This window comes from Streptomyces sp. NPDC004732, assembly GCF_040609235.1.
Taxonomy (GTDB): domain Bacteria; phylum Actinomycetota; class Actinomycetes; order Streptomycetales; family Streptomycetaceae; genus Streptomyces.
Genome location: NZ_JBEXJR010000008.1, coordinates 526,214 through 551,997, shown reverse-complemented (window position 1 = coordinate 551,997; position 25,784 = coordinate 526,214). Strand labels below are relative to the sequence as shown.

27 protein-coding genes, 1 tRNA gene and 1 other RNA gene are annotated in these 25,784 nt (G+C 70.5%); 10 read left to right on the top strand and 19 right to left on the bottom strand.

All coding sequences use genetic code 11. The features are described from left to right. Window positions 1-298: 298 nt before the first annotated feature. On the bottom strand, window positions 299-2,578 hold the full coding sequence (locus tag ABZV77_RS26430; RefSeq protein ID WP_356261507.1) for a DNA polymerase III subunit gamma and tau: 2,280 nt from the start codon (window positions 2,576-2,578) through the stop codon (window positions 299-301). 44 nt (window positions 2,579-2,622) lie between these two features. Next, window positions 2,623-2,721: signal recognition particle sRNA small type (gene ffs / locus ABZV77_RS26425), an RNA gene on the bottom strand. A 120-nt stretch (window positions 2,722-2,841) separates the two neighbouring features. Between ffs and ABZV77_RS26420 the strand changes: the two genes are divergently transcribed. After that, window positions 2,842-2,926: transfer RNA gene (locus tag ABZV77_RS26420), tRNA-Ser, on the top strand. A gap of 80 nt (window positions 2,927-3,006) precedes the next feature. Here the strand turns inward: ABZV77_RS26420 and ABZV77_RS26415 are convergent. From ABZV77_RS26415 to ABZV77_RS26370, 10 genes are all read right to left on the bottom strand, one after another. Next, complete coding sequence (locus ABZV77_RS26415; RefSeq protein WP_356261504.1) at window positions 3,007-4,269, bottom strand: tyrosine-type recombinase/integrase; 1,263 nt, start codon at window positions 4,267-4,269, stop codon at window positions 3,007-3,009. 10 nt (window positions 4,270-4,279) lie between these two features. Then, window positions 4,280-4,513 (bottom strand): excisionase family DNA-binding protein, encoded by a 234-nt coding sequence (locus tag ABZV77_RS26410; protein WP_356261502.1) that lies wholly within the window; start codon window positions 4,511-4,513, stop codon window positions 4,280-4,282. Next, window positions 4,506-5,807 (bottom strand): replication initiator, encoded by a 1,302-nt coding sequence (locus ABZV77_RS26405; protein WP_356261499.1) that lies wholly within the window; start codon window positions 5,805-5,807, stop codon window positions 4,506-4,508. The genes ABZV77_RS26410 and ABZV77_RS26405 overlap by 8 nt, the downstream gene beginning before the upstream one ends. 173 nt (window positions 5,808-5,980) lie before the next feature. Beyond that, entirely contained in the window at window positions 5,981-6,226 is a 246-nt protein-coding gene (locus tag ABZV77_RS26400) for a SpdD protein (RefSeq protein WP_356261496.1), read from the bottom strand. A 25-nt stretch (window positions 6,227-6,251) separates the two neighbouring features. Next, window positions 6,252-6,446 carry a hypothetical protein gene (locus tag ABZV77_RS26395; protein ID WP_356261493.1) on the bottom strand — a complete coding sequence of 65 codons (195 nt, stop codon included), beginning with the start codon at window positions 6,444-6,446 and terminating at the stop codon, window positions 6,252-6,254. Window positions 6,447-6,460: 14 nt separating this feature from the next. After that, the gene (locus ABZV77_RS26390; RefSeq protein WP_356261490.1) at window positions 6,461-6,652 is read right to left on the bottom strand and encodes a mobile element transfer protein; all 192 of its coding nucleotides are present in this window, start codon (window positions 6,650-6,652) and stop codon (window positions 6,461-6,463) included. Window positions 6,653-6,679: 27 nt separating this feature from the next. Continuing rightward, complete coding sequence (locus ABZV77_RS26385) at window positions 6,680-7,303, bottom strand: DUF2637 domain-containing protein (protein WP_356261488.1); 624 nt, start codon at window positions 7,301-7,303, stop codon at window positions 6,680-6,682. Window positions 7,304-7,405: 102 nt separating this feature from the next. Continuing rightward, window positions 7,406-8,785: an FtsK/SpoIIIE domain-containing protein gene (locus ABZV77_RS26380; RefSeq protein WP_356261485.1), complete on the bottom strand. Its 1,380-nt coding sequence runs from the start codon at window positions 8,783-8,785 to the stop codon at window positions 7,406-7,408. After that, window positions 8,785-9,141, bottom strand: coding sequence for a hypothetical protein (locus ABZV77_RS26375; protein ID WP_356261482.1), 357 nt, complete (start codon window positions 9,139-9,141; stop codon window positions 8,785-8,787). The genes ABZV77_RS26380 and ABZV77_RS26375 overlap by 1 nt, the downstream gene beginning before the upstream one ends. A 160-nt stretch (window positions 9,142-9,301) precedes the next feature. Beyond that, the gene (locus ABZV77_RS26370) at window positions 9,302-10,087 is read right to left on the bottom strand and encodes a GntR family transcriptional regulator (protein ID WP_356261479.1); all 786 of its coding nucleotides are present in this window, start codon (window positions 10,085-10,087) and stop codon (window positions 9,302-9,304) included. 118 nt (window positions 10,088-10,205) lie between these two features. Here ABZV77_RS26370 and ABZV77_RS26365 point away from each other — a divergent pair, with 118 nt between their 5' ends. The 3 genes from ABZV77_RS26365 to ABZV77_RS26355 are packed head-to-tail and all read left to right on the top strand — an operon-like array spanning window position 10,206 to window position 11,489. After that, window positions 10,206-10,613: an NUDIX domain-containing protein gene (locus ABZV77_RS26365; RefSeq protein WP_356261638.1), complete on the top strand. Its 408-nt coding sequence runs from the start codon at window positions 10,206-10,208 to the stop codon at window positions 10,611-10,613. A gap of 46 nt (window positions 10,614-10,659) precedes the next feature. Continuing rightward, a complete protein-coding gene (locus tag ABZV77_RS26360; RefSeq protein ID WP_356261476.1) occupies window positions 10,660-11,091 on the top strand; it encodes an ATP-binding protein in 432 nt (143 codons plus the stop codon). Further along, window positions 11,085-11,489 (top strand): hypothetical protein, encoded by a 405-nt coding sequence (locus tag ABZV77_RS26355; RefSeq protein WP_356261474.1) that lies wholly within the window; start codon window positions 11,085-11,087, stop codon window positions 11,487-11,489. The genes ABZV77_RS26360 and ABZV77_RS26355 overlap by 7 nt, the downstream gene beginning before the upstream one ends. A 355-nt stretch (window positions 11,490-11,844) precedes the next feature. On the opposite strand, the gene ABZV77_RS26350 is transcribed toward ABZV77_RS26355, so the two are convergent. From ABZV77_RS26350 to ABZV77_RS26340, 3 genes are all read right to left on the bottom strand, one after another. Continuing rightward, window positions 11,845-12,225 carry a hypothetical protein gene (locus ABZV77_RS26350; protein ID WP_356261471.1) on the bottom strand — a complete coding sequence of 127 codons (381 nt, stop codon included), beginning with the start codon at window positions 12,223-12,225 and terminating at the stop codon, window positions 11,845-11,847. Between the two features lie 1,154 nt (window positions 12,226-13,379). Then, window positions 13,380-13,961, bottom strand: a complete 582-nt coding sequence (locus ABZV77_RS26345) for a hypothetical protein (RefSeq protein WP_356261468.1) — start codon at window positions 13,959-13,961, stop codon at window positions 13,380-13,382. Window positions 13,962-14,438: 477 nt separating this feature from the next. Then, window positions 14,439-14,819, bottom strand: a complete 381-nt coding sequence (locus ABZV77_RS26340; RefSeq protein ID WP_356261467.1) for an STAS domain-containing protein — start codon at window positions 14,817-14,819, stop codon at window positions 14,439-14,441. Window positions 14,820-15,225: 406 nt separating this feature from the next. Here ABZV77_RS26340 and ABZV77_RS26335 point away from each other — a divergent pair, with 406 nt between their 5' ends. Continuing rightward, window positions 15,226-15,774 carry a hypothetical protein gene (locus ABZV77_RS26335; RefSeq protein WP_356261464.1) on the top strand — a complete coding sequence of 183 codons (549 nt, stop codon included), beginning with the start codon at window positions 15,226-15,228 and terminating at the stop codon, window positions 15,772-15,774. Between the two features lie 113 nt (window positions 15,775-15,887). Further along, window positions 15,888-17,612 carry a sulfate permease gene (sulP, locus tag ABZV77_RS26330; RefSeq protein WP_356261461.1) on the top strand — a complete coding sequence of 575 codons (1,725 nt, stop codon included), beginning with the start codon at window positions 15,888-15,890 and terminating at the stop codon, window positions 17,610-17,612. Between the two features lie 33 nt (window positions 17,613-17,645). On the opposite strand, the gene ABZV77_RS26325 is transcribed toward sulP, so the two are convergent. Then, window positions 17,646-18,023 (bottom strand): SHOCT domain-containing protein, encoded by a 378-nt coding sequence (locus tag ABZV77_RS26325; RefSeq protein WP_356261458.1) that lies wholly within the window; start codon window positions 18,021-18,023, stop codon window positions 17,646-17,648. 146 nt (window positions 18,024-18,169) lie between these two features. Between ABZV77_RS26325 and ABZV77_RS26320 the strand changes: the two genes are divergently transcribed. After that, on the top strand, window positions 18,170-19,054 hold the full coding sequence (locus ABZV77_RS26320) for a YhjD/YihY/BrkB family envelope integrity protein (RefSeq protein WP_356261456.1): 885 nt from the start codon (window positions 18,170-18,172) through the stop codon (window positions 19,052-19,054). Here the strand turns inward: ABZV77_RS26320 and ABZV77_RS26315 are convergent. Then, the gene (locus tag ABZV77_RS26315; protein WP_356261453.1) at window positions 19,008-20,438 is read right to left on the bottom strand and encodes a DUF2252 domain-containing protein; all 1,431 of its coding nucleotides are present in this window, start codon (window positions 20,436-20,438) and stop codon (window positions 19,008-19,010) included. The genes ABZV77_RS26320 and ABZV77_RS26315 overlap by 47 nt on opposite strands. A gap of 122 nt (window positions 20,439-20,560) precedes the next feature. Here ABZV77_RS26315 and ABZV77_RS26310 point away from each other — a divergent pair, with 122 nt between their 5' ends. Further along, complete coding sequence (locus ABZV77_RS26310; RefSeq protein WP_356261450.1) at window positions 20,561-21,871, top strand: diacylglycerol kinase family protein; 1,311 nt, start codon at window positions 20,561-20,563, stop codon at window positions 21,869-21,871. Between the two features lie 45 nt (window positions 21,872-21,916). On the opposite strand, the gene ABZV77_RS26305 is transcribed toward ABZV77_RS26310, so the two are convergent. Continuing rightward, window positions 21,917-22,360 carry a hypothetical protein gene (locus tag ABZV77_RS26305; protein ID WP_356261447.1) on the bottom strand — a complete coding sequence of 148 codons (444 nt, stop codon included), beginning with the start codon at window positions 22,358-22,360 and terminating at the stop codon, window positions 21,917-21,919. 178 nt (window positions 22,361-22,538) lie between these two features. Between ABZV77_RS26305 and ABZV77_RS26300 the strand changes: the two genes are divergently transcribed. Then, window positions 22,539-22,820 carry a hypothetical protein gene (locus ABZV77_RS26300; RefSeq protein WP_055565477.1) on the top strand — a complete coding sequence of 94 codons (282 nt, stop codon included), beginning with the start codon at window positions 22,539-22,541 and terminating at the stop codon, window positions 22,818-22,820. Window positions 22,821-22,897: 77 nt separating this feature from the next. Next, a complete protein-coding gene (locus ABZV77_RS26295) occupies window positions 22,898-23,443 on the top strand; it encodes a LuxR C-terminal-related transcriptional regulator (RefSeq protein ID WP_356261444.1) in 546 nt (181 codons plus the stop codon). A gap of 6 nt (window positions 23,444-23,449) precedes the next feature. Here ABZV77_RS26295 and ABZV77_RS26290 read toward each other — a convergent pair whose 3' ends face one another. Further along, window positions 23,450-25,765, bottom strand: a complete 2,316-nt coding sequence (locus ABZV77_RS26290; RefSeq protein WP_356261442.1) for a LuxR C-terminal-related transcriptional regulator — start codon at window positions 25,763-25,765, stop codon at window positions 23,450-23,452. Window positions 25,766-25,784 lie beyond the last annotated feature (19 nt).

The following is a 25,784-nucleotide window of genomic DNA, read 5'->3' as shown; positions in this document are numbered from 1 at the left end:
CGGGCCGGTCCCGAACCTGCCCCGCCGCTCCGCGGCGGCCACCTCCCACCCACCCACCCGTGCGCCCTGCGCCGTCCGGCGGGAGTAGGAGCGGAGAGGGGTGGCTGCCCGGCGCCGAGGGACGGGTGGGGCGAGGCGCCCTCACCGTCCGGCGGGTGGGCGGGGTGGGTGGGGGAGCTTCGGGCGGCCTGTGGGAGTCGGGGTGGGTGGGAAGTCGTTCGTCGGTGGGCTGGCCCAGGCGTAAGACGAGGTCAGGGGGAGCTCCAGGGGGCCCACCCTGGCCTGGGTCTTGTGGGTGTTATTCGTTCGGGTATTCGTCCACCACCGTCGCGCCCAGTTCGCGGACGATCAGGTCGTGGCCGGAGAGGGCTGATTCCACCAGGTCCGGGTCGTCGTCCTCGGGGGTGTCGTCCTCGGGGGACACGTGTTCCGGGGCCGGGGGGGCGGGAGTGGGGGCCGGGGTGGGCTCCGGGGGCGGTGGGGGTGGTGAGTACGCGGCCGCGGGGGGCGGTGACGGCTGCTGCGGGGGTGCGGCGGGGCGGTGGGCCGCCGGGGAGCCGCCGCCGAAGTTTCCGGCGGCGGGCGGGGGCGCGGAGCCGCCGGACGGGTCGACGATCGCCTCGACCTTCCACTGCACGCCGAACTGCTCGGACATCGCCTGCCGCAGCACGTCCTCGCTGCCGCTGCTCGCGAAGTTGTCCCGCGCGCCCGCGTTGACGAAGCCGATCTGCAGGGTCGTCCCGTCGAATCCGGCCACCTGCGCGTTCTGGCTGAGCAGGATCCAGGTGAAGCGGCGGCGGTTCTTCACCGCCTCCAGGATGTTCGGCCACAGGGTGCGCGGGTCGGGTCCGCCCGCAGGTGCCGCCGCCATCGGCGCGGGCGCCGGGGAGGCCGCCGGGGCCGGAGCCTGCGGGGCGGAGGCGGGCGGTGCGGCGGGGGCGCCGCCGCCCGTGGACGCCGCCGTCGGCCAGCCGCCCGGGCGGGGCGCCGACGACGGCTGGGCGGGAGCCACCGGTGCCGCCGGGCCGCTGCCCGGCGCGGAGGCGGTCGGCCAGCCACCGGGACGCCGCTCCTCCTCAGGGGCGGCGGCCGCGGGGGCCTGCGGCTGCGCGGCGGGGGGCGGGGTGGCAGGAGCCGACGGTGGTGTCGGGGCCGGGGCCGGGGCACTCGGCTCCGGAGCAGGGGCAGGAGCAGAGGGCTGGGCGGCCTGGGGTGCGCCCGGGCCCGCCCCCCGTACCGCCGCACGCGCCGCCGCAGGGCCGCCGCCAGGAGGCACGGGCGGCCCCTGCGGGACCTGGGGGGACTGCGCGGGCCCGCCCCCGGGCATGGGCACCCCGGGCTGCTGCACGCCCGCGTGGGCCTCGGGCCCGGGAACGTACCCCATCGCGGGGCCGGGGCCCTGGCCGCCGGGCACGAAGTTCCCTCCGCGCTCCAGGCGTTCGAGGCGGGCCATGACCGAGCGCGCGTCGTCGTACGCCGCGGGGAGCAGCACGCGTGCGCAGATCAGCTCGAGCTGGAGCCGCGGGGACGTGGCGCCGCGCATCTCCGTCAGGCCCTCGTTCACGAGGTCCGCCGCGCGGCTGAGCTCGGCGCCGCCGAAGACACCGGCCTGCGCCTGCATCCGCTCGACGACGTCCGCCGGGGCGTCGATGAGCCCCTTCTCGGCGGCGTCCGGCACGGCGGCGAGGATCACGAGGTCCCGCAGCCGCTCCAGGAGGTCCGCGACGAAGCGGCGCGGGTCGTTGCCGCCCTCGATGACGCGGTCCACGACCTCGAACGCCGCCGCCCCGTCCCCGGAGGCGAAGGCCTCGATGACGGAGTCGAGCAGCGAGCCGTCCGTGTACCCGAGGAGGGAGGTCGCCATGGCATACGTCACACCGTCCTCGCGCGCACCGGCGAGGAGCTGGTCCATGACGGACATGGAGTCACGCACGGAACCGGCACCGGCCCGCACGACCAGCGGGAACACACCGTCCTCGACGGCCATGTCCTCGCGGCCGCAGACCTCGGCGAGATAGTCCCGGAGGGTGCCCGGGGGCACCAGCCGGAACGGGTAGTGGTGCGTGCGCGACCGGATCGTGCCGATGACCTTCTCGGGCTCGGTCGTCGCGAAGATGAACTTGAGGTGCTCCGGGGGCTCCTCGACCACCTTCAGGAGGGCGTTGAAGCCCGCCGAGGTGACCATGTGGGCCTCATCGATGATGTAGATCTTGTACCGACTCGACGCGGGGCCGAAGAAGGCCTTCTCGCGCAGGTCGCGGGCGTCGTCGACACCACCGTGCGACGCGGCGTCGATCTCGATGACGTCGATCGAGCCCGGCCCGTTCCTCGCCAGGTCGAGGCAGGACTGGCACTCGCCGCAGGGCGTGGGAGTGGGACCCTGCTCACAGTTGAGACAGCGGGCCAGGATGCGCGCGCTGGTCGTCTTGCCGCAGCCGCGCGGGCCACTGAACAGGTAGGCATGGTTGACCCGGTTGTTCCGCAGCGCCTGCTGCAGCGGGTCGGTCACATGCTCCTGCCCGATGACCTCGGCGAACGACTCCGGGCGATAGCGGCGGTACAAGGCGAGAGACGACACGTGTACGAGGTTATAGGCGACCACTGACAACCTGGACCGCCCCAACGCAAAGCGCCCCCCACGCACCCGCCAGAGCCAACCTACCCTTGCTGCCTTCCGGCCCTGGGGGAGTTCAGTCAGATAGCGCCACGTGAGGGGCTGGCCCCCACACTAGCGGATCCCCGGGGCCGGAAGCGACGCCGGGAGGAACCGTTCCGACCTCGGGAGCCCGCCGAGCGGATCGTGTTCGCGAGCACTCCCCAACGTCTTGTATTGTTTGCCGCGGAGGATTCGCCTAGTGGCCTAGGGCGCACGCTTGGAAAGCGTGTTGGGGGCAACCCCTCACGAGTTCGAATCTCGTATCCTCCGCACCCGCCCAACTGGGCAAACGAAGGCCCCGACCGGTTCGCCGGTCGGGGCCTTCGTCGTTCTCCGTCTCGGTTTCCGTCTCAGTCGGATTTTTCTTCCGTGCTGGAGCTGGGGGCAGGCGAGGCCCAGAGCGCGTCTCCCACCTGTTGGGCGACCTTGCGGAGCATGGCCCCCGTCACGTGCATGTACCGGGCGCGCATCCGTGCCGCTCCCCCGGGCTCCCAACCCATGATCGAGTCGATCACGACGTCCGGGACGCCGAGGATCAAGAGCACGGTCGCCGCGGTGTGGCGGGCGTCATGGAGACGTCCGTCCCGCACGCCAGCATCCCGAAGCAGTCGCTTCCAGACGTGGAAGTCAGTGTTCGGGCTCAGGGGCCCGCCAGTCGGTGAGGCGAACACGTACCCCTTGCGCTCCCAGTCGGCGCCCGTCTCGATCCGTTCCCGCTCCTGGGCCTCTTGGTGCTGGCGGAGAATCTTGATCAGCGGATCGGGCAGACCGATCGTGCGCCGTCCCGCACGGGACTTCGTCGACTTGTACTCGCGCCGCGTCTGCTCCCGCTTGGGGCAGTAGCCCGCCTTCCTCCCACACGGATCGTTACCGCAGCCGTGCGCGTACTTGGGACGCAGCCGGTTCTTGCGGATGCGGACGTACCCCGTGTCGAGGTCGGTGTCCTCCCAGTGCAGCCCAAGCGCCTCCCCTTGCCGAAGACCGAGTGCCAAGGCCACGACCCAACGCGCGCTGTTGCGGAGCTTGGCCGCCTCCAGGAGGAGACTCTGTGCCTCCTCGATCGTGTACGGCTCGATGTCCTCCTCTTCGAGGCGAGGAGCCTTGGCGATCTCAGCCGCATTGGTGACGATGTGCCCGCGCCGTACGGCCTCACCGAGGGCGACGCGGATCGTCCGGTGGACATGGTGGGCCGTACCGGCCGAGCTCCCGGCGCTCTGCATCTTCCGGTAGAAGCGTTCGAGGTGCTCGGGCTCCAGGCGGTCGAGCTTGTGAGCGCCCAGGCCCGGAACGAGGTGGACGCGTACGTCGACCTCGTACCCGTCGTACGTGTTCTCGGAGACGTACGGCTTGGCGATGTTCTCGACCCAGTGTTCAAGCCAGCTCTGGAGAGTCCAGCCCTTGCCCGGCTTACGCAGCTTCCGGTCATCGCGCGCCCGCTCCATCTCGCGGACGGCCTTGGTCACTTCGGCCTTCGTCTTCCGCTCGATGTGGCGGCGGTCGGGCTTGCCGTCATCGCGGACGCCGACCGTCACCCGACCGTGCCACTTGCCGTCCTTGCCGAGGTAAATGGATGAGGCCCCGTTGGGCTGACGCGTGCGCTTCGTCTCTGCCATGTCGTCCCCCTCAGGCGGCTTCGGCGGCACGGTGCCGCAGCTTGGCCACGTAGGCGGGCAGTGCGTCGATCGGAACCCTCCGCAGCCGTCCGACGGTCACCGATTCGATCTCTCCGGCCAAGACGAGCCGGAAGGCAGTCGTACGCCCGATGCGCAGTCGCCGAGCAGCCTCCTCGACGGTCAGCAGGACCAAGGCGGAATCGATCGTCTCCAGGACGGTGCCGGTGGACCTGGACTCAGTCACGGGTCGGTTCTCCTTCCGTACCCAGAGCGGGTGCGATGGTTTCGGCAAGCCAGGCTTCGGCGTCGGTCAGGCCTGTTCCGGCGTAGACCCAGTGGGCGAGGACGAGGGTCGTGGGCACCACATACGGATTTTCGTATGTCACTGCGGCTCGGGCTGCCGTCCAGTCGGCCCGCGCGCTACGGAGAGCTCCGAGCGTGGTCGAGTAGCGGCGGGACTTCGTCGAGAAGTGGCCGCGGAAGCCGAGCATGTGGGCCCAGGCGCGAAGGCGGAGCTCCGCCAAGTCCTTGCGGGCGCCGAGAGCCCAGGCGGTACGGATGAGCTGCTTGGCGTGCTCGCTGATGTCGAGCTGGGCCAGTTCGGCGAGGAACCTCAGCGGGCGGTCGAGAGCGCCCGTCGCGGTCTCCGCGCCCTTGGTGGCGTACTTCGCGATGTACGCGGCGACGGCCCTGTCGGTCAGCTCTTGGCCACCATCGAAGTCGGCACTGCGGATGGTGCGCACGTCGAGTTGGCGGCCGAAGGAGAAGGAGTGTGGGCGACCGTCGATGACGGGACCGTCCACGCGCACGCTGGCAGCGGCGGTCTCGATAGCGTCGGTGAGCAGGTCAGCCGTGGCCCACGCCGGAGGCGGGGTGTCTCCGCCCTCGGGACCGTCGATCCGGATCACGGCGTGGAAGTGGACGGCCCCACGCTTTTGGTACTCCGCGACCTTGGCGAAGGACACCCGCGCGTGCTCGCGGAACGCGCGCTGAGAGAGGCCAGCTCGCTTGGCGACCTCCCGGCGCAGGGAGATCGAGAAGCGCCGCCACAGGGCCCCGGCATGGGCGTTCCAGAGCACGGCCGCCTCGTAGTCGTATGTCGACGGGTTGAGCGGAGTGCCGAGTACGTCGTCGTCCTGGTCGTGGAGGAGCCCGCACCGGCAGCGACGGACCGAGCCGCCAGCAGCGGACGGGCGGTTGTGGACCGGGCCGAAGCTCGGCGCGGTGAAGGTGGCGAAGACGCGGGGGTGTGCGGCGACGCGTTCCGGGGTGCCCTTGCCGCCCCGGAGGCCCGAGGTGATCAGGTGGAAGGTGTCGCGCCGGTACACCTCGGCGCAGGCCGGGCAGCGGGTCGTACGGCGGTTGTTGCAGCGGGTGAGGAGCTGCCCGGCCGGGAGGGACGACGAGTCGAGGTGGTGGAGGACGTTGCCGATCTCGCCGGTTCGGGTGTTCACGTCGTACTCGGTGCGGTGGCCGTCGAGGCGGATCGGGTTCGCGCAGCCGCCGAGGCCGGAGAGCTGGCGGAGGAGGGCGGGCATGGTGCCGAGCGAGGCCAGCTCACCGAGTTCGCGAAGTGGAGGCGGCGGCTGGGTGGCGCGCGTGAAGATGGTGGTTCTCCTTCTGGCTTCGGGCAGGAGGGGTTGGGCCCCCGGGGTGGCGGATGCTTGGCGGTATCGAGGCCGCCCCGGGGGCCTGTGAGGTATCCGGCGGATCAGCGCCGACGCTGGTCTCGGAGCATCGAGCGCAGGACCACGGCAGCGACGGCCACAGAGATCGCCGCGACGGCGACGGCAGCCAGGAGCGCGGTCAGGACGACTCCCCCGACGAGCACGGCCACGACGGCGCCGGTGCTGATGGAGATCTGGGGAGCGGGGCGGCGGGCGGGCGCCGGTTCGGTCGGGGTGTGGACGTAGGCCGACGGCGGAGACGGGTTCTCGGGGTACTTGGGCAGGAACACGACGGACCTCTCCTCATCTACTCGTCTAGTCATGTGAGCCGTTGACGATGTCGACGCCGGACCGTGTGCCGGAGTCGATGGCGGGTGCCATGAAGGTGCGCGAGAGCAGGAAGCCGAACAGGGCGATCACGACGACGACCCAGGTACGGACGCCGAGGAACTTGACCGCTCCCCAAGCGAAGAAGCCGAGGACGAGGACGAGCGGCAGGCTGACGGTCACGGGGTCGGGTCCTTTCAGCGCACAGGGCAGTGGTGGGTGCGGGCGGCCAGTTCGGCGGCGGCGCGACTGTCGTAGTCGGTGGAGAAGCCGCAGCCGGGTGCGGTGCAGGCGGCGGTGTGCTGATTGCGGCCCCGGTCGCTGTGCGAGGTGCCGACCTGGACGGGACCGATGCGGACGATGGAGCGGAACCGGCGCTTGGCGGTCATGTGGTTCTCCTCTCAGAGGTGGGTGTCCTAGAGGTGGGTGGCGATGGCTTCGGCCATGGGCACGGGGACGCCAAGCCGGGTGCGAAGGGTCGGGATGTCGATGGGTGAGCCGGTACGGGTGTGGTGCTCGGCGGCCACCTTGCGGGCGTGGTCGACCAGTGCGGGCGGGACGGATACCGCTGCCGGGGCGGGCTCGACGGCGGGGAGGGCGGGCGGCTCGGACGACGGTTCGGCGGCGGCCTCTTGGACGGCGACGTCCTCGGAAGACGAGGGCTCTTGCGGCTCGTGCGGGGCCGAGTGAGCGAGCAGGGTTCCGCCGAGGAAGGCGACCGCGGGCCAGCCCGCGACGAGGATGCGGAGCCAGGCAGGCACAGCATCCATGTCGAGGAGTCCGGCGGTGGCGACGTTCGCGCCGAGCGATGCCGTGAGCGCGATGACGAACCAGCACCAGCCCGCAGTCTTCGCTTCGCCGGTACGCAGCCGACGCCAGGCGGCGACGAGCAGGAGGTCGACCGATACGGGGTAGGCCCAGGCTTTCCAGCCGTCCTGTCCGGCCGCCGAGGCGATGTCGTGGAGGTGGGCGAAGGACAGCGCGGCCGCGATGACCGCTTGGACGAGCACGGCGTCGACACGGGCCAGTTGGGCGCGCATGCGGTGACTCCTTCCGGTTCCGGGTTCGGGCATGGGAGGGGTAGGGACGTGGCGCGAGGCGGTCACGCCGACCGAGCAGCAGGGGCGTGGGACGTGGGCGTCCTAGTCGGCCAGCGGACGCGGCCGGACGACGGGAGCAGGCGTGCCGGATACAGGCCGTGCGGGGACGGTCGGCCGGAAGCGCTTCAGCGCGGGCAGGTCGGGGACCAGATCTGCCGACCGGTGGCAGGTCTCGGCGGCATCGCCGAGGGAGAGATACGGCGTACGGATGCGGGACCAGCCCCCGGAGGAGTCACCGGCGACAGCGAGGCCAGGTGACTCGGGAGCGATGGCGCAGGCTGCGGAGACCGCTTCGGGGGCGATGTCGCCGAGGGCCATCTTCGCGGAGGCTTCGTCGTTGACGCGGTGGCAGACGCGGCCGGTCAACTGGGCCCGCAGCATGGTCGCCCCCTTGCCCAGCTCGGCACCGAAGCGCTGGCCACAGACCTCCAGGTAGATCCCGGCGGCCCGGCCGAGCTGTGCGAGCCGGATGAGCTGGGTGACCATCTCATCCCGTCGTTCCTCGTCCCTCTTGGTCGCGACGAGGAAGAGCTCGGCGACCTCGTCGACGAACAGCACCACAGGGACGGGGCGTTCGCGATCAGGTAGCCCCCAGACGTCAGAGGTGATCTCTTCGGCCGGTGTGCCCGATGCGACCCCCTGCCGGGCTTTGATCAGGTCGTACCGGTCATCCATTTCCTTGATGAGGACGGGCAGGAGTTCGGCGGCCTGTTCGGGGTCGGTGGCGAGGGCCGAGAGCCTCGGTGCGAACGGCGCCAGCTCCACGCCGCGCTTGCAGTCGATACCGACCACGGCGACGGCTTGCGGGGCGAGCCCGGTGATGAGGTGCCGCAGGTACATGGACTTGCCAGACAGGGTTGCGCCGAGGGTGAGTTGGTGCGGGACGGCGCGGTAGTCGCGTACGAAGGGAGTGGCATCCTCGCGTAGGGCCACCGGCACCTTGAGGAGTCCCGCCCCGGCCGCCTTGCGCGGCATCCGCACCCGCCGCAGCACGTCGAAGCCGATGAGCCGCAGCTCGACCACGCCGGGCTTGACCGCCCTGACGTACACGGCGTGCACTCCCCATGCGTGACGGAGTCGTTCGGTCGAGGCTGCGATGTCCTGTGTTTCCTGTCCCGGAGCGAGCCTCAGGCGTAACCGCAGCCCGGTCGACGTCGGCCGAATGCCCCTCATGCGCGGCGGCACGGGACGGACCTCCCGACCAGTGGCCTTGAGCGCCAGCAGCCGGAATCGGGTGGGAGCCGTGGTCAGGCCACAGGCCTCCATGACCGAGCCGTACGAGCCGAGAAGTCGGGCCGTGGATATGGGAAACCCGAACGTGGACCAGTGCAGGCGAGGGTGCCGGGCCCGGATGTAGGCGACACCGGCACCGAGTGCGGCGACGGGACCACCCACCTCCAGGAGCGTCGCGAGCGCGCTCATCAGGCCGCGGCCTGCGCCGGGTTCGGGAAGGCGGCCGGAGTGACGGCGGCGGCGCGGTACGCGATGCCATGCCGCTGCTGACCGTTGAAGACGCTTTCCCAGGGGCGGGCCAGCAACCCAGGCAGCGAGATCGGGGCGCCGAGCACCAGTTCCTCGGCGACACCGCTCTCGGGAATGGTGACCTTCATCAGGGAGGACTCGCCGTCTTCGATGTACACGACGCCGATCGTCATCAGGGCTTCGCCGGTCTTGGCGTCCTTGGCTAGCTCGCCGGTCTGCCGGTCGCGGACCTTGGGTTCAGGGGCTTCGGTGAGCAGGATCGTCGCGGCCGAGGTCTCAACACGGATGGTGCGCAAGACGGACTTCCCATCTACTCGTCTATACAAGATGCGTCACGCCAACCCGTTCTCCGGGAGCGTGGCCATCACCTTGCCACACAACTTGCCAACTCGTCTATACGAGTAGGCCTGTTGGAGCATACGAGTCCGAGGGTGAGTCGGCCTCGCGCACCAGCCGTCAGGTGGCGGGGAGTTGGTACGACAGGACGTACGCGTCCGCCGCCATGACGGTGTCGCAGACCTCGACGGCCCGTCCCTCCGTGTCGTACGCGGTGCGGATCAGGCTGATGACCGGCACACCGGAGGCCAGCCGCAGCGTGCGCACTTCGGCGGGCGAGGGCATCCGGGCGCGGATCTCTTCCTCGAAGTGGTCGAGGTGGTGGCCGAGTTCTTCGAGGCGGGCGTAGATGCCGCCAGGTCCGGGGTTGGGCTCGGCGATCTGCGTACCCCGCGCGATGTCGAGCGGAAGGTAGGAGGTGGCGAACTCGACCGGGCGGCCGTCGAGGAGGTACCGGCGCCGACGGGCGAGCACGCGCCGCACCGAGCCGAGCCGGGTGGAGATGTCCTGACCGGCCTTCTCCTCCTTCACCTCCAGACTGTCCACCTGCGGGTGGCTACCGGCGGCGTCGGCCTCGACGATGAAGGCAGACTTGCCCTGCTCGCGGTGGCGGCGGGCGAACCGGTCGGAGGCGAGCCGTCGCACGGGAGGCCGCGGGCGTACGAACACACCCTTGCCGTGCTCGGCGTGGACCAGGCCCTCGCCCTGCAACACGGAGAAGGAGTTCCGGACGGTCATCCGGGATACGCCGTAGTGCTCGACGAGTTCGGCCTCCGAGGGCAGCTTCTCGCTCTCCTTGAATCGCCCACGGTCGATGGCCTCGCGCAGCTGGTCGGCGATCTGCCGAAAGACCGCACGATCACTCGTGGGATCGATATCGCCGAGCAGGCTCGGGAGTGACGTCACGTGTACTCCTTTAGGTATCTAGACGAGTGGGCGAGTGTTGTTGCTACGGTGGAGAGCCTAGCCATCCGAAAGGCCTCCGAGAGGGTCGAGGACCGTGAGCACTGACCGTCCGCACTCCGTGAGCGTTGCCGGAGTCATCGTCGACGACCAGGGCCGGGCCCTTCTGATCAAGCGCCGCGACAACGGCAAGTGGGAACCCCCGGGCGGCATCCTCGAACGCGAGGAAACCATCCCCGAGGCCCTGCAACGCGAGGTCCTCGAAGAGACCGGAATCAAGATCGTGCTTCCGGCGACCCTCACCGGCATCTACAAGAACATGACGGGCTTGATCGTCTCCATGGTCTTCCGCTGCGAGGCCGCCGACGGTACGCCCACCACCGGCGACGAGACCCGAGCTCTGCGCTGGGCGACCCGCGAAGAAGTCACCGAACTCGCCGACGAGGCCTACGCGATCCGCGTCCTGGACGCACTCGACGCCACTTCCCCGCCAGCGATCCGCGCCCATGACGGCGTGAAACTCGTCTAGCTCGAACCCGCTGCACATGGCGGCCTACCAGCACGAAGGAACTTGTATGCACGAGTATACGAGCACCGCCCGAGTCTGGGGCCTCACTTGCCCAGGTTTCCCTGAAGAGGTCAGCAGAGCCCGCCGCTGGACCCGTGACATCCTGCGCGGATCGCCGCTGGCGGAGGACGCGGAACTGATCGTGAGCGAGCTGAGCGCGAACGCGATCCTGCACACGGCGAGTGGCCGGCCAGCAGGCAGCTTCCATCTGGCGCTGGCGGTCTCCGCCCAGGTCATCGCGCTGTCGATCACTGATGGCGGGGACGCGGAGACAGCCCCGAAGGCCAAGCACCCCGACGAGGAGGCGACTCACGGGCGGGGTCTGGGCATGGTCAGCGCGCTGGCCCACCGGGTGGTGGTGCGGAACAGCAACGGCGGCCACACGGTGACGGCCGAGCTCTTCACGGACTCACGACCTCCAGGTGGACACCCATGCTGAACCCCGACGTAGGCGCCGCCGAACTCCACTGCGGCTTCTGGTGCGAGTGCCGGGCGGAAGACCTCACGACTCCGGACCACCCGACGGTGACCACAGCCTTCGGCGCCTACTCGGCAGCCCAGGCGGACGGCTGGCTCCCCACAGCGCTCCACGTCATCACGAAGGAACTCACCCCGAACGCCCCCACGGACACATGGGACTGGCTCTACGAAAGCCGCATCGACACCAGACGAGCACTCCTCAACGCCGAACCCCGCACGCTCACGGTGACCTACGCAGGCATCCGCGTGACGTGGACGATCCGCCCAGTGCTCTTCTTACCTCTCGCAGACGACCAGAAGCCTGAACTCATGCCAGGCGGGGCCCACTTAGCCTCGAAACCCCACCGGCCCGACTGAGTTACAACTTTCTCTACTGGTTCAAGGCGGCTCGCTCCGCTCCCCGCGCGCGGCCCGGCTCCCCGGGCCGCCGCTCCTGTCTCCGCCCCGCTCCGGCCCGGTCCACCAGGCCGCGCGACATGAGCTAGCAGCCAACTGACCTCAGAGAAGGGGTACATCGTGGCTGGGGCGGTCGGCTACACGGCTTTAGGCAGCCACTTTGGGGCGAGCCTCTAAGATCATGGCCCCAACGTCGTGCTTTACGGGCAGGTCCACAGACTGCCCGACTCGCGATGAGCTTACGGGGCCATGATCACTCGCCCCAAAGCAGCTCCAGCCCAAAGCCGCTCCACCGACCTGGAGCGCTACCCGAGCCTCAGAATGGAGTTTCGTCGATTCCCTTAAGCTCGGTCAGAAAGTTGTCAAGCGCGACATCGGTATTAAGCACCCGCCTACGCACCGCCTCATACAGTTCACCTAGGGAATAACTGCGCCGGTCCCAATCACCGTCCATGTCCCGCTCAGAGCTGATCGTTTCGAATGGCTGCCCTTGCGAGTCAAATAGGGTTAGATGAAATGGATGCAGGCCGTCATTATCTTCACTGGAAATTGATGCAGAATACCCAGGAAGGGAAACGGTGTACGTGGATTTATTCCAGGGGTCATCCGTCTGCCAATCCAGCTTCCGACTCCTTGTCAAGCGCAACAGCATCTTGACGATCTGATCAACCTTCTCGACAGGATCGATGCTAGTCACCGCTACCCCCTCCCATCTGGATTCCATAGCTGGCAGCCAATGCCCCCAACTCCCCTGTCACCTTACCTATGGCAGAAAGCGCCTGCTTGGTAGCTGCAACAATATCGACACTTTGCGAATCGATCAGTTTGGCTTTGGCGGATCTAGCGGCTGTGACAGACGCCTGGAGGGCCGAGAGGACCTCTACTTCATCTGCCGTCGACGAGGAAAGAAATCCTCGTGCTTGTCCGGCCTGCCATCTCCAAGTCGACAGCCAAGAGAGTGCGAGATCAGTCGACTTGTCACGCACAGCCCTCTCTAGCTCTTCTTCAACTCTCTGCATTTGAGGTATGAGAACGAGTAGCGATGCACGACTAATGTTGTCAGTTGCCTCTCGCGCGGCATCCCGAGCCGCCTCAGCGGCCGTCTTCGCCTGACGCGACTGCCAAATTGTCACTCCGAATCCAACCACTGCAAAGGGAATGCTCGTAACAGTTGCTGCAACATCAATCGACGAGAAAAGAGACATCCGGCCCCCGGGCAGCTGAACGGCTGTGATCACGCATCAACGGGCCATGGCCGCTCGCCAAGTTGAGGTGACTGGAACGAGTCTACTGACCTGTGACGTAACCGCTGCGCCGTTCCCTGATCTTCCCGATGCACTGGGATATGGCCGAGGAGGGCTCCAGTACGCGGCGCCCCTCGCAGACTCCATCGGGCTGGTCTGCTGGCGGAGGCACGCTTCCGTCTCAGTCTCCGTCTCATTCACCGCCGTTCACCGCCGTTCAGGGCAGGACGAAGGTCGGTAGCCGCTCTCACGACCGGGCGCCCATGAACGCAGGTGAACGGACCCGTTCAGAGCCCTCGGAACCACCACCACAGTTGGAAAGCGTGTTGGGGGCAACCCCTCACGAGTTCGAATCTCGTATCCTCCGCACCCGCCCGCAAGGGCAGACGAAGGCCCCCACCGGTTCGCCGGTGGGGGCCTTCGCCGTTCTCCGACTCAGTTTCCGTCTCAGTCGGAATTTTCTTCCGTGATGGAGCCGGGGGCAGGCGGGGCCCAGAGCGCGTCTCCCACTTGTTGGGCGACCTTGCGGAGCAAGGTCGCCGTCACGTGCATGTACCGGGCGCGCATCCGTGCCGCTGCGGCGGCCCGGTGCGTTTGCCGAGCTGGGCTACGGCCTCTTCCTGCTGCTCGCCTTCGCGAGTTCGCGGGAGATGGCGTGTTCGTCCTGTCCGCGCACGGCGTGCTCCAGACTGTGGTCGTCGCGCTGCGAGAACCGCTCGCCCTTGGCGAAGTCGTCCTCGCTCAGCACCTGGCCGCACCACTCCCCTCGCCCCGCCACATGGTCGTCGAACGGCACGGCCGCGCCCTCGCCGAGGACAATCCACTGGTCGGCGTCCCAGCGCAGGGCGAGGACGTAGGTGTGACCGGTCTCCAGCCGGGGCGCCTCCGGGGCGGTGCCCTTGACCCGTTTGCCGTTGCGGTACACCGACCAGCCCGGGGCGGTCATGTCGAACTCGGTGCCCAGCTCATGCCGAGGGGTGGCAGCGGACCACAGCACCTTCTCCTTCCGGAACGTCACCGCCCGGTCGACGGTGTACCGCACCGCCGGCTTGGCTGCGTCCTGCCTGTTGCCCTCCCGCTCGGAGGCCGGCACCGCCACCACCACGTGGTCCGCGCCCGCTTTCCAGTCCGCCGCGGTCTGGGAGGGGTAGGGGTCGTCGGCCGCGCCGCAGCCCACCACAGTGCGCATCCCCTCCTGGCCGATCAGCACACCCGCGGTGATACCGACCGCGGCCAACACGGCCACAGCGGGTCTGCCAGACAACAGGGGACGGACCGTGAACCTCAACTCAACTCCCGTTCTCGAACAGCATCGGGCCATTCAGTGGCTACACATGCATTGATCACATTCCTCGCCGGTTGGTTCCGAGCGAGCTGCCACGGGGGGGGCGAACTGCGTAGACGAGGCAGCGCGGGGAAGCAGGAGGCGGGCGCCTGACGGCAACGATCGGGCCCGACAAGGGCCTTGGCGAACAGCCCGTGTGCGGATCGCAGCAGGGCGGAGCGGCCCCGCATCTGTGTAGCGCTGCAGCTTCGCCCCGAGTTCCTCACTCGCCCGCAAGGGCAGACGAAGGCCCCCACCGGTTCGCCGGTGGGGGCCTTCGTCGTTCTCCGACTCAGCTCGGCTCGGCTCAGCTCGGCTCGGCTCGGCGCGGCTCGGCGCGGCTCAGTTCAGCTCACGCTCCGGGCGGCGCTCGCCCAACGCGTCCTCCAGGGTCGGGGCCGGGCGGAAGCGTGCGGTGAGGCCCAGGATGCGCAGCATTCGCAGGATGAAGGGGTGGGGGCAGACCAGGAGCAGGTCGCCGCTATGTTCCTCCAGGCGGCTGCGGGCGCGGCTGAGCAGGGCCAGGCCGGAGCAGTCGAAGAAGGTGACCGGCGTGAGGTCGATGACGATCAGCGTCTCGTGCGGCGTGGTCGCCGCATCCAGGACCGGCAGGATCGTCAGCGCCGCCGCGATGTCGATCTCACCGTGGAACTCGATGACCGTGTGGCCGTCGGCCCGGTAGATGCGCAGATGCCCGGCAGGGGGCGGAACGCCGTGGTTCATGGCGGCATCCTCACTGCGAACGGCCCACCTCCCGGGGGCCGGATGGTCGGGTGGGACGGGGAGCCACCGGGGTCCGGGGTGACGACATGGAGAGCGCGGAGAGAGCAGAGGGAGCGGAGGGTGCAGAGGGAGCGGAGGGTGCAGAGGTGCGGAGGGTGCAGAGGTGCGGAGGGTGCAGAGGTGCGGAGGGTGCAGAGGGTGCAGAGGGTGCGGAGAGCGGAGGGTGCAGAGGGGGTTGGGGAGAAGGGGAACCTGGTTCTCCGGGGGTGAGGCCGGAGAAAAAGGTTCTTACCGAGTGAGATGCCCCGATCGGGGTGATGTCCAACATAGCGCCTTGACAGAGTCTGGGAACCAAGTCGGCGCGCACAACGCCGAGTTGAGGTTGCCGGAGCCCGGGGAGGACGCAATGGCCCAGACGGTGCGGATCGAGGCACTGCCCCACGCCCGGAACTACGACGCCCGGCGGGCGGTGCCGGTGGAGTCGCTGTTCTCGCTGACGTTGGAGACGCGGCGCATCGCGGGCAGCTACCAGGCCGTGGGCGATGCGGCCTGCGCGGTCCTGGCGACGGCCGGTGTCCCTGCCTGGCTGGTCAAACGCATGGGGGACGCGACCCGCGTGGCCGCGCACTACGTCATCGGGCACAGCACCGCGGCGAGTTATCGGCTCCAGGTGACGGTCGACAGCAGCAGCATCGGCATCGCGGTCACCGACTACGACGACCGGGCAGGGGCGGCCGGGGCGCCCGCCTGGCTGCAGGTGGGGCGTGACAACACCCTTCAGGCGCCCGGACTGCCGCCCGGCACCGACGCGCTCAACGGCGACCCGGGCGCGGGCGCCACGGACGGGCTGCGCCTGCACCGCACCCCGGACGGCCACGTCCGGCTGGGCTGCCGGACCTCCTGGTACGGCCCGTCCGGGTACGGCACATCCGAGAACGGCACGTCCGGCAGGTGAGCCGCGGCTTTGCGTCCCGCGCCTCGTTCGGCGAGGTGGCAACCACCCCTGCGGGGTGATCCCGTCCCGTGCCGGGTCGGCCGACCCTGGGCGGATTCGGCGGGAGGACACCCATGACGGCGACCGAGCGCGGCGGTGCGGGGCGGATCGGGCGGCTGGCCTCGGCGGTTCAGGGCGTGCCCGGGGTCCGCGCGGTCACGACGTACCGGCGTGAGTGGCTGACGAAGGACATCGTCGCGGGGATCGTGCTCACCACGCTCCTCGTGCCGCAGGGCATGGCGTACGCCGAACTCGCCGGGCTGCCCGCCATCACCGGGCTCTACACGTCCATCCTGTGTCTGCTCGGCTATGCGGTGTGCGGGCCCTCGCGGATCCTGGTGCTCGGGCCCGACTCCTCGCTCGGTCCGATGATCGCGGCGACGGTGCTGCCGCTCGTCGCCGCCGACGGCGATCCCGACCGTGCCGTCGCCCTGGCGTCGATGCTGTCGCTCATGGTCGCGGCCATCATGATCCTCGCGTCGATGGCGCGCCTCGGTTACGTCGCCGAGCTGATCTCCAAGCCCACGATGATCGGCTACATGAACGGCCTGGCCGTCACCATCCTGATCGGCCAGCTGCCGAAGCTCCTCGGGTTCAAGGTGGATGCCGACGGGCTGATCGACGAGTGCGCGGCCGTGGCCGAGGGGCTCGCGGACGGGAAGGCGGTCGCCTCGGCCGTCGCGATCGGGTGCGGCGGGATCGTACTGATCCTGGCGCTGCAGCGGTGGCTGCCGCGGGTGCCCGCCGTGCTCGTCATGGTGGTCCTGGCGATCGGCACGGTGGTCGTGTTCGATCTGGGGGAGCATGGAGTCGCCCTCGTCGGTGTGCTGCCTGAGGGCTTTCCGCCGTTGACGCTGCCGCACGTCACGTCCGACGACTTCGGTCCGCTGCTCGCCGGTGCCCTGGGCATCGCCGTCGTCTCCCTCGCCGACACGATCTCCAACGCGTCGGCGTTCGCGTCCCGTACGGGTCAGGAAGTGCGCGGCAACCAGGAGATGGCGGGCGTGGGCGCGGCGAACCTGGCCGCCGGGCTCTTCCAGGGCTTTCCGGTCAGTACGAGCGGGTCGCGTACGGCGGTGGCGGAGCGGGCCGGGGCGCGTACCCAGCTGACCGGTGTGGTCGGGGCGGCGCTGATCGTGCTGATGCTCGTCCTGGTGCCGGGGCTGTTCCGGCATCTGCCCCAGCCCGCGCTGGCGGCCGTCGTCATCACCGCGTCGCTCTCGCTGGCCGACGTCCCGGGCACGGTGCGGCTGTGGCGGCAGCGCAGGATCGAGTTCCTGCTGTGCGTCGCGGCGTTCCTCGGGGTCGCGCTGATCGGTGTGCTGCAGGGGATCGCGGTGGCCGTGGGGCTGTCCGTGCTGAACGTCTTCCGTCGGGTCTGGTGGCCGTACGGGACGGTGCTCGGCCGGGTCGAGGGCCTCCCGGGCTATCACGACGTCCGCTCCTACCCCGATGCCGAGCAGATTCCCGGTCTTGTCATCTACCGCTTCGACGCCCCGTTGATCTTCGCCAACGCCAAGACCTTCCGCGACGAGGTGACGCGGCTCTCGCGGTCGGATCCGGCGCCGGTCTGGATCGTGATCGCGGCCGAGCCGATGACCGACGTGGACACCACCGCGGCCGACGTACTGGAGGCGCTCGACGAGTCCCTCAACGCCCGCGGAGTGCATCTCGTCTTCGCGGAGCTGAAGGACCCGGTACGACGCAAGATCGAGCGGTACGAGCTGACGCGCACCATCGACGCGCGGCATCTGTTCCCCACTCTGGAGGCCGCCGTCGCCGCGTTCCGAGACCGGTGACGACCGGTGACGGCGCCGCTCCTCCATGGGCAGTTACATGGGCAGTGCCTGGTGCTTGGCACGGGTGTACTCCGCCTCCGTGAGCGCCCCGCTCCGGTGCAGCTCCGCGAGCCGCTCCAGCTCCCCCGCACTGGCGACCGCCGACGACCCCGCGGGGTGGTTGCCGAAGGCCGACATCCGGGTGGCCTGGTTGCGCCGCCCCATCCCGGAGCCCTGGGAGATGACGTAGAGGAGCACGCCGAGCAGGGGCAGGACGAGCACGAGCAGCAGCCACAGGGCCTTGCGCACGCCGTTGAGGTCTTCGTTGCGGAAGATGTCCACGACGATGTGGATCACGATGGCGAACCACATCACCCACAAGAAGAAGAAAAGCATGGTGAGGAAGACGTCAAACACCGGGTAGTCGTCCACGGCAACCCTTCCGTCGGTCCGATGGGGACCACCTTCGGCGGCGCCGCCCGGGGCCGTATCACCCATGCAGGGCGAACCGGCCGGGTGTCGCCCGTAGTGGGCGACGTGCCGGGGCCCGCGCGGCGCCAGAGTGGTCAGGAGAGGGCTTGGCGTCACAGCTGCGAGGGGGCACCGTCATGCTGACCGCCGTGCGCGCCCGGCCGCTGGCGGCCCGTGTCGTCCGGCAGCTCGCGGCCGTGAACATCCTGGATCTCGCCACCCGGCTCGCGGCGCAGACCTTCCTCGCCGCGCTGCCGATGCTCATCGCGGTCGCGTCCTTCTGCCCGCCCGGCTGGCGGCACGAACTCCGCAGGTCGATGGGGTCCTTGTTCGGTTCGGGCGGCGCCCAGGCTGCAATGCTCGACGAGGTGTACGCGGGCGAGCCGCAGGCCATGCACAGCTGGGGAGCGGTGAGCGTGCTCGTCGCGCTGCTGTCCGCCACCGCCCTGTCCAGGGCCCTGCAGCGGCTCTGCGAACGCTGCTGGCACCTGCCGCCGTCGGGCGTGCGGATCCTGCTCTGGCGCTGGGGTCTCTGGCTCTTCGTCTGGCTGACCGCCCTGTTCTTCCAGGGCCTGATGCACGACGGGTTCGGCGCGGGTCCGGTCCTGGGCATTCCGCTGCAGGCCGTCGGTGCGGTGCTGATGTGGTGGTGGACGCAGCATCTGCTGCTCGCCGGGCGCGTGCCGTGGCGCCCGCTGCTGCCGGGCGCCCTGCTGGCCGGGGCGGGTGTGGTCGGGTTCTCTCAAGTCGCCACGTTGTGGCTGCCCATGGCGCTGCAGCGCAGTGTGGAGCGGTACGGGCCGCTCGGCTCGGTCTTCACGCTCCTGTCGTGGCTGATCCTCTTCTTCACGATCGTCGCGCTGGGCATCGCCCTCGGCCAGGTTTTCGCCCAGGAGGAGCCGGTGCGGCGCGTGCTGCGGATCCCGGCGGTGCCGTCGGACGGTGTCACGCCGACGGCGCCGACGACGCCGCCAACGTCGACGACACAGTGACCCGGCCGCGGACCACCGCGTCGGCCAAGGCACGGTGGTCGCGCTCGTTCTGGTCCGCGTAGCGCTCGGCGAACTCCGCGAGGGCACGGTCGAACCGGTCGGAGGCGCCCAGGTACGCCGCTATGGCGATGCGGTCCCCGGAGCGGGCGTGGGCGCGTGCCAGGGTCGCCCCGGCCAGCCGCCCGAACATCCGCATGACCTTCGGCGTCATGCCCTCGGCCTTGGGGATGGCCTTCCAGTCGCGCAACTGCCGGATGTAGAAGTCCCGTTCCCGCCCGTCGAGGCCGGACACCCGCTCCCAGCCGAGGAACATGTCGCTGGTGGCCTGCATCAGGCGCTGCCCGGACACGACGCGTTCCCCCTGGTTCGCATAGGCGCTGGCCTCGCAGTACGGCGCGAGCGACGACTCCTCGGCCTCCTTGGCCTGGAGGAACAGCGGGTCGCCGGTGTCCCGCCCGAGGAGCAGGAGCACCCAGCAGCGGGTGCCGACACTGCCGACGCCGACCACCTTGCGGGCCATGTCGACCACCCGGTACTGCGCGAGGAGCGCGCGCCGGTCGGCGGAGAGCGTCAGGCTGTAGCGGGTGACCAGCTCCCTCAACTGCTGCTCAAGCTCGGACCGTTCGACCTCCGGGAGGAGATCGGAGAGCGGCATCACGAGCGGTGCGTCGGGCGCGATCCGCAGGTCGTCCCCGACCCGGTGGACGAGCTTGTCCAGGGACTGGAGGTGGTCGCGGCCCTTGGCCTTGGCGAGGGTGCGCGACAGCCGGCGCTGGGCGCGGGGGCGCAGCTCCCCGGCGAGCCTGCGGTACAGGTCGTCGGCGTCGATCCGGGCGTACCAGACATCGAGGTGGCGCATGCGGGCGAAGCCGCGCATCGCCTCCCGGTAGGAGCGCACCGTGTCGCGGACCACGCGGGCCCGCTCCGGTGTGCTGAAGCCGTTGGCGCGGCCCGCGATGACGAGGCTGGCCGACAGCCGCTTGACGTCCCACTCCCAGGGTCCTGGCAGCGTCTCGTCGAAGTCGTTGACGTCGAACATGAGGTGGCGCTCCGGCGAGGCCAGCAGCCGGAAGTTCAGCATGTGCGCGTCTCCGCACAGCTGGGTGACGATGCCGCTCGACGCCGTCGTCGCCAGGTCCATCGCCATCAGGGCGGCGGCTCCCCGGTAGAAGCGGAACGGCGATTCGAGCATCCGCCCGTACCTGATCGGCACCAACTCCTGGAGCCTGCGCGCCGACTGACGCTCAATCACCTCGACCGGGTCGGGCCGGTCCGGTGCCGGGGCGAATTCGGCGTGGGCGGAGCGCGGCACCGTGGTCCGTGCGGTCCTGCCGCGCGCGGCGCACTCCTGCGGGGTGGGCTGTACGTGCCGGCCCTCGGTCATGGCCCGCCCCTCTCTGACACGGCCGATACTGGGGACGGCACCGATCCTCGGTCCAGTGCTCCGCCCCGGCGTCACCCCGCAGGTGTGAGGTGGTGCCCGTCCGCGCCCTGCACCGTGGCGCCATGAATCCGACGCTGGCGCAGCGCCGTTGGCTGGCGCGTGCGTCCTTGGCATCGATCCTCGTCGCGGGGCTGGCCCTGGGTGTGTTCGCCGGTGCGCGGACCATCGGGCTCCTTGCCGTCGGCCTCGTCGGCCTGGTGCTCGTGGCGGCCGGACTGTGGTGGAGCCTGGCCAAGGAGGGCACCCTGCGGGTGCTTGCCGTGGTGCTGACGCTCGGGGCGCCCGTGTGGGTTCTCGTCGCGTACACCCGCGCCCATCTGACCTGGGTCGCCGTCCTGGCGGTCGCCCTGTGGCTGGTGGCGGTCGCCACGGGCCGTGCGGCGCTCGTACGGGGCGAGGGTCCCGCCCCGATGCCCGAGCATCCGGCGCCGCCCGTGCGCCGCCCCGTACTGATCATGAATCCGCGGTCGGGCGGCGGGAAGGTCCGCCGGTTCGAACTGCGGGAGCGTGCGCAGGGTCTCGGCGCCGAGGTGCTGCTCCTGGAGTGGCGCGACGGGAGCGACGTGGCCGACATGGCCCGCAAGGCCGCGGCCGAGGGCGCCGACCTGCTCGGGGTCGCGGGCGGCGACGGGACGCAGGCGCAGGTCGCCGAGGTCGCCGCCGCGCTCGGCCTGCCCTTCCTGGTGATCCCGGCAGGCACCCGCAACCACTTCGCCCTCGACCTGGGTCTTGACCGGGACGATCCGTCGAAGGCGCTCGACGCGCTGCGCGACGGCGTGGAGCTGCACGTCGACCTCGGCAGCGCGGGCGGTCTCCCCTTCGTCAACAACGTCTCGTTCGGCGCCTATGCCGAGGTCGTGGCGAGCCCCGCGTACCGGGACGACAAGACGCGTACGGCGCTGCGGCTGCTGCCCGACATGCTGGCGGGCCACGAAGGGCCACGGCTCTCGGCGCGCGCCGGTCACACGGAGTTCGTCGAGCCGCAGGCCCTGCTCGTCAGCAACAACCCTTACGGGACAGGGGACATCGCGGGTCTCGGCCGCAGGTCCCGGATGGACGGCGGGGAGCTGGGCTGTGTCGGGGTCAGGGTGACGAGCGCCGCCCAGGCCGCCGGGCTGCTGCGCGGACGGCGTGCCGCCGGTCTCGTACGGGCGACGGCTGCGCACGTGGTGGTCGACGCCGACCAGGAACGGATCCAGGTCGGCGTCGACGGCGAGGCCGTGTCGCTGCGGGTCCCCGTGCACTGCGAGGTGCGGCCGCTGGCGCTGCGGGTGCTCGTGCCGCGCCACCGGCCGGGCGTGCGCCGGGAGCGCCCGATGCTCGACTGGCGGCACGTCGGCAGGCTGGCGCTGGGGCGCGGTCAGCGCCGTTGAGCGTCGTTGAAGCACAGCGGAAGCGCCGTCGAGCACCGCGGCGCCTCACCGGGACGGCTCGTCCACGCCCAGGAGCTTGTCGGACACGGGACGCGCGTACCGGACCAGGGACCAGATCACCAGCACGTCCAGCGCGATCATGACGACGCACCACACCGGGTAGAACGGCACGAAGAAGAAGCACTCCAGGGCGCTCAGCGCCGCGACCACGACACCCACGGCCCGCGACCACAGGTGCCCGCTGAGCAGGGTGAGCGCGGCGGCCAGGACGATCATGCCCATGATCAGGTGGAGCCAGCCCCAGGCCGTGACGTCGAGTGCGTAGGGGTAGTCGTCCAGCTCCACGAAGAACGCGTCGTCGATGATCGCCGCGAACCCCGCGATGGCGTGATAGCTGCCGACGATCGTCAGTACGCACACGGAGAACACCACGGTGGTGACCGCGAGCCGCCCTGCGGCGGGCTCCTCGGGCCGGGCCTGTTCAGCCATGACCGCTCCCTCCCCTTCCGGTGGGGTTGGAGCGTCGCCCCGCCCGCCCCCGAGCGGTTCACCCACGGCAGGCGAGATGCGGGGCCGGTCGCGAACACAGTCACCTGGCCGGGGTGAGGCCGCCCGTGGCAGGCCCGGAAGAATGGCCGCACGGGCAGGAACCGCAGGAGGTGATGCCATGGGCACCGCTCAGCCGGGCGCGGGCTCCGGGCGATCCGAACCGCTCCCCGAGGGCGGCAGGTTCGAGATCCGGGTGCGCGGCACACTCGGCGAAGGCCTCCGGTCGGCCTTCACCGAACTCACGGTCACGCTGCGTCCCGCAGAGACCGTCATGTACGGGGGCGGTATCGACCAGAGTGCGCTGTACGGCATTCTCGACCGCATCCAGGCGTTGGGGCTCGAACTCCTGGAGGTACGCGGTCTGCCCCCGCCCACTAGGGCCGAAAAGCCTTCTGGATAGGCGGTCCGGACCCTTCCCGAAGCCGCGGAGAACGGTCACGTTGGGTATGTGCTGCCTGCCTGCAGGAAGGTGCGGACATGCCCGCGGTGACAGCGTTCCCCCATCCCGTGGTCCACGACGGCCGGGCGCCGACGGTACGGCCGTCGGCCCTGGGCCGCAGGGCCCGGCTGCGCAGGGCCCTGTGTGCGTCCCGGCACGCTTCGGGCGGCACGGACGCCGTCGAGACCGCCTGCCTCGTGTGGCTGGCCGGGGTGCTCGTCGAGATCGCCGCGACGGCCGGAGACGCACGCACCGCGATGGTGCTGGTGGACGAGGCGTCGGCGACCCTGGCGGCACTGCCCGGAGCAGCACCCCCCGCCTCGCCCCCCGCCTCGCCCTCCACCTCGCCCCCCGCCTCGCTCCGCACCGCGCCCTTGGCCCAGCCGCTCACCGTGCCGCTCACGCGACGTGAACTCGTCGTGCTGCGGGCGCTGCAGGAGAACGTGCCGTTGCGCGGGATCGCCGACAACCTGCACGTCTCCCTCAACACCGTCCGGAGCCAGACCCGCTCCGTGTACCGCAAACTCGGCGTGGGTTCCCGCGCCCAGGCGCTGCACCGGGCACGCGAACTGGGCCTCCTCTGATGCCTGTCAGAGCAGCTGGAGTTCCCGCGCCCGCCGGACCGCCGCCGATCGGCGGGACACGGAGAGCTTGCGGTAGACGCTCTTCAGGTGGGTCTTCACCGTGTTGACCGAGAGATAGAGGTCCTCCGCGATCTCCTCGGTGGTCATCATCTGCGACAGCCGCCCCAGCACGTCCTCCTCCCGCGCGGTGAGCCGTTCGACCGGGGCGTCGGCCGTGCCGTGGCCGCCGTCGGCGGGGGCGGTGTGGTGCGTCCTGGCACGGGGCGTGTCGAGCGTGGCCGCGCAGGCCCGCACCAGGGGCTGGCGCAGCGTCGGCGGCAGCCACGGGCCGACGGTGCCCACGAGTGACTCGGGCGCCGCGGGCAACCCCTGCTCGGCGATGTTGACCAGCCGTCCGACCAGCGTCGCGACCCCCGTGGTGAAGGGGTCGGGCAGCGCGTGGAGCGCGGCCCGCACGTGCCCCAACTCGCAGCGTGCCACTGCCGGTTCGCCGCGTGCGAGGCCGACCCATGCGCGTACGACAAGGAGCGTGGCGTTGGAGCTGTCCCGCGCGGTCCAGGTGGGCAGGGGCGGCCGGGTCGCGAGCGTGGCGAACTCACCGGCCGCCCGGAAGCGTCCGCGGAGCGCTTCGAGCAGGGCGAGCTCCACCAGGCAGCCCCGGCGCAGGGCGCCGTTCTCGGTGGCCCCCGCGGCCTTGAGGCCGCTCGTGAGGAGGGGCTCGGCCCCCTTCAGGTCACCCGCGCGCAACTCCGCGCGGCCCAGCACGAACAGCGTCAGCGCCTTGATCTCCGGCCGCTCGGCCAGCGGGTGCACGGGCAGCCGTGCGCACAGCGCCTTGGCCTCGGCGGCCGCGGCCCGCGCGGCGCCGAGGTCCCTGGAGTGCTCCGCCGCCATCCGGATCACCGCATGGGTGAGCCGGCACCTGAGCGCCCGGTCGCCCCCGCCGTCCGGCAGCCGGTCGATGAGCCGGGCCGCCTCCTCCAGCGTGCCCGCGACCGCTTCGGCGTCCGCGTGCTGCACGGCGGCGGCGACGAGCACGGGTTCGGGCTCGTCCGTCCGCACCTCCGCGGGGGCCCACGGGCCCAGAATGTCCGGCAGCCGCGTCGCCGTGAGGCCCAGGAGCTGTCCGATCCCGAGCTGTTCGACCACCAGACGGCTGGCGTAGTACCAGTCGTCCGCCGCGAGGGCGTGGCCCACCGCCGCCGCGAGGCACCCGTGTTCGGCCAGCCAGGCGGCGGCCCGCCGGTGCACACCGGCGACGCTGCCCGGCAGCTCGTGCTGGAGCCTCAGCTGGAGCACGTCGGCGAACATCCGGTGGCAGCGGAACCACCCCTGCCCCAGGGGCTGCAGGAAGGAGTTCTGCCGTACGAGCGTGGCGAAGTACCGCCCCGCCGCGGCCCCGGCGACCTCGTTGGCCAGCTCCGCGTTCACGTGCTCCAGGACGCTGGTCGTCAGCAGCAGATGGCGCATCTCCGGGGACTGCGCGTCGAGCACCTCCTCGACCAGGTACGTCACGATCGCCTCGTCGTCGCCCGCGAACCGGGCGATGAACTGGTCGGGATGGAGCTGTCCCTGCATCGACATCGCGGCAAGGCGGATGCCCGCCGCCCAGCCCGCGGTGCGCCGCCGCAGCGCCCGGACCACGTGGCGGGCGACGTCCAGGCCGTGCTGGGAGAGCAGGGACGCGGTCTCCGCGTCGGTGAACGCCAGGTCGGCGGTGCGCAGTTCGGTGAGTTCGCGGGAGAGCCGGTAGCGGTGCAGGTGCAGCGGCGGGTCCCGGCGCGAGAACACGACCACGCGCAGCATGGACGAGGTGTGTCTCAGGAGGCTGACGACGCCCTCGGCCACCGGTGAGCCCGGCTCCGGCTGGAAGTCGTCGAGCACCAGCACGACCGGTGTCCCGCGCAGTGCGAGTTGCGCGGCCAGGCGTGCGACGAGCAGTTCATTGACGGGCACGTCGTCGAACTCGGGAAGCTCCACTCCGGCGTCGTACAGCGCGGCGAGGATCCGCGGCCAGAACACGTCCGGCCGCTCCTCGCGCCCCTCGCACCGCACACAGGCCACGGGACCGGGTGCGCGGCCGGTGTGCAGCCACTCCGTGGCGAGTGCGGACTTACCCGCACCCACCGGCCCCACGACAACGGTGAGCGGCCCGAGCACACCGCGCGAGAGCCTCTCGGCGAGCCGGGGGCGTGGCACGAGCCACCCGGGCAGGTCGGGCAGGGCCGTGCGGGGCTCGGGCACGGCCGTGCGAGGTTCCGGCACGGTTGCTTCGGGTGCGAAGACGCTTTCGTCAAGCAGTTCCCCCAGGCGTTCGTCCATCGACGGCACCTCCCCCTCG

Excerpts from the sequence above, each read along its gene's own strand:
- ABZV77_RS26415 (WP_356261504.1), bottom strand. The coding sequence starts at position 4,269 with ATGGCAGAGACGAAGCGCACGCGTCAGCCCAACGGGGCCTCATCCATT.
- ABZV77_RS26405 (WP_356261499.1), bottom strand. The coding sequence starts at position 5,807 with ATGCCCGCCCTCCTCCGCCAGCTCTCCGGCCTCGGCGGCTGCGCGAAC.
- ABZV77_RS26390 (WP_356261490.1), bottom strand. The coding sequence starts at position 6,652 with ATGACCGCCAAGCGCCGGTTCCGCTCCATCGTCCGCATCGGTCCCGTC.
- ABZV77_RS26385 (WP_356261488.1), bottom strand. The coding sequence starts at position 7,303 with ATGCGCGCCCAACTGGCCCGTGTCGACGCCGTGCTCGTCCAAGCGGTC.
- ABZV77_RS26380 (WP_356261485.1), bottom strand. The coding sequence starts at position 8,785 with ATGAGCGCGCTCGCGACGCTCCTGGAGGTGGGTGGTCCCGTCGCCGCA.
- ABZV77_RS26360 (WP_356261476.1), top strand. The coding sequence starts at position 10,660 with ATGCACGAGTATACGAGCACCGCCCGAGTCTGGGGCCTCACTTGCCCA.
- ABZV77_RS26355 (WP_356261474.1), top strand. The coding sequence starts at position 11,085 with ATGCTGAACCCCGACGTAGGCGCCGCCGAACTCCACTGCGGCTTCTGG.
- ABZV77_RS26345 (WP_356261468.1), bottom strand. The coding sequence starts at position 13,961 with ATGCGCACTGTGGTGGGCTGCGGCGCGGCCGACGACCCCTACCCCTCC.
- ABZV77_RS26340 (WP_356261467.1), bottom strand. The coding sequence starts at position 14,819 with ATGAACCACGGCGTTCCGCCCCCTGCCGGGCATCTGCGCATCTACCGG.
- ABZV77_RS26335 (WP_356261464.1), top strand. The coding sequence starts at position 15,226 with ATGGCCCAGACGGTGCGGATCGAGGCACTGCCCCACGCCCGGAACTAC.
- sulP (WP_356261461.1), top strand. The coding sequence starts at position 15,888 with ATGACGGCGACCGAGCGCGGCGGTGCGGGGCGGATCGGGCGGCTGGCC.
- ABZV77_RS26315 (WP_356261453.1), bottom strand. The coding sequence starts at position 20,438 with ATGACCGAGGGCCGGCACGTACAGCCCACCCCGCAGGAGTGCGCCGCG.
- ABZV77_RS26310 (WP_356261450.1), top strand. The coding sequence starts at position 20,561 with ATGAATCCGACGCTGGCGCAGCGCCGTTGGCTGGCGCGTGCGTCCTTG.
- ABZV77_RS26305 (WP_356261447.1), bottom strand. The coding sequence starts at position 22,360 with ATGGCTGAACAGGCCCGGCCCGAGGAGCCCGCCGCAGGGCGGCTCGCG.
- ABZV77_RS26300 (WP_055565477.1), top strand. The coding sequence starts at position 22,539 with ATGGGCACCGCTCAGCCGGGCGCGGGCTCCGGGCGATCCGAACCGCTC.
- ABZV77_RS26295 (WP_356261444.1), top strand. The coding sequence starts at position 22,898 with ATGCCCGCGGTGACAGCGTTCCCCCATCCCGTGGTCCACGACGGCCGG.
- ABZV77_RS26290 (WP_356261442.1), bottom strand. The coding sequence starts at position 25,765 with ATGGACGAACGCCTGGGGGAACTGCTTGACGAAAGCGTCTTCGCACCC.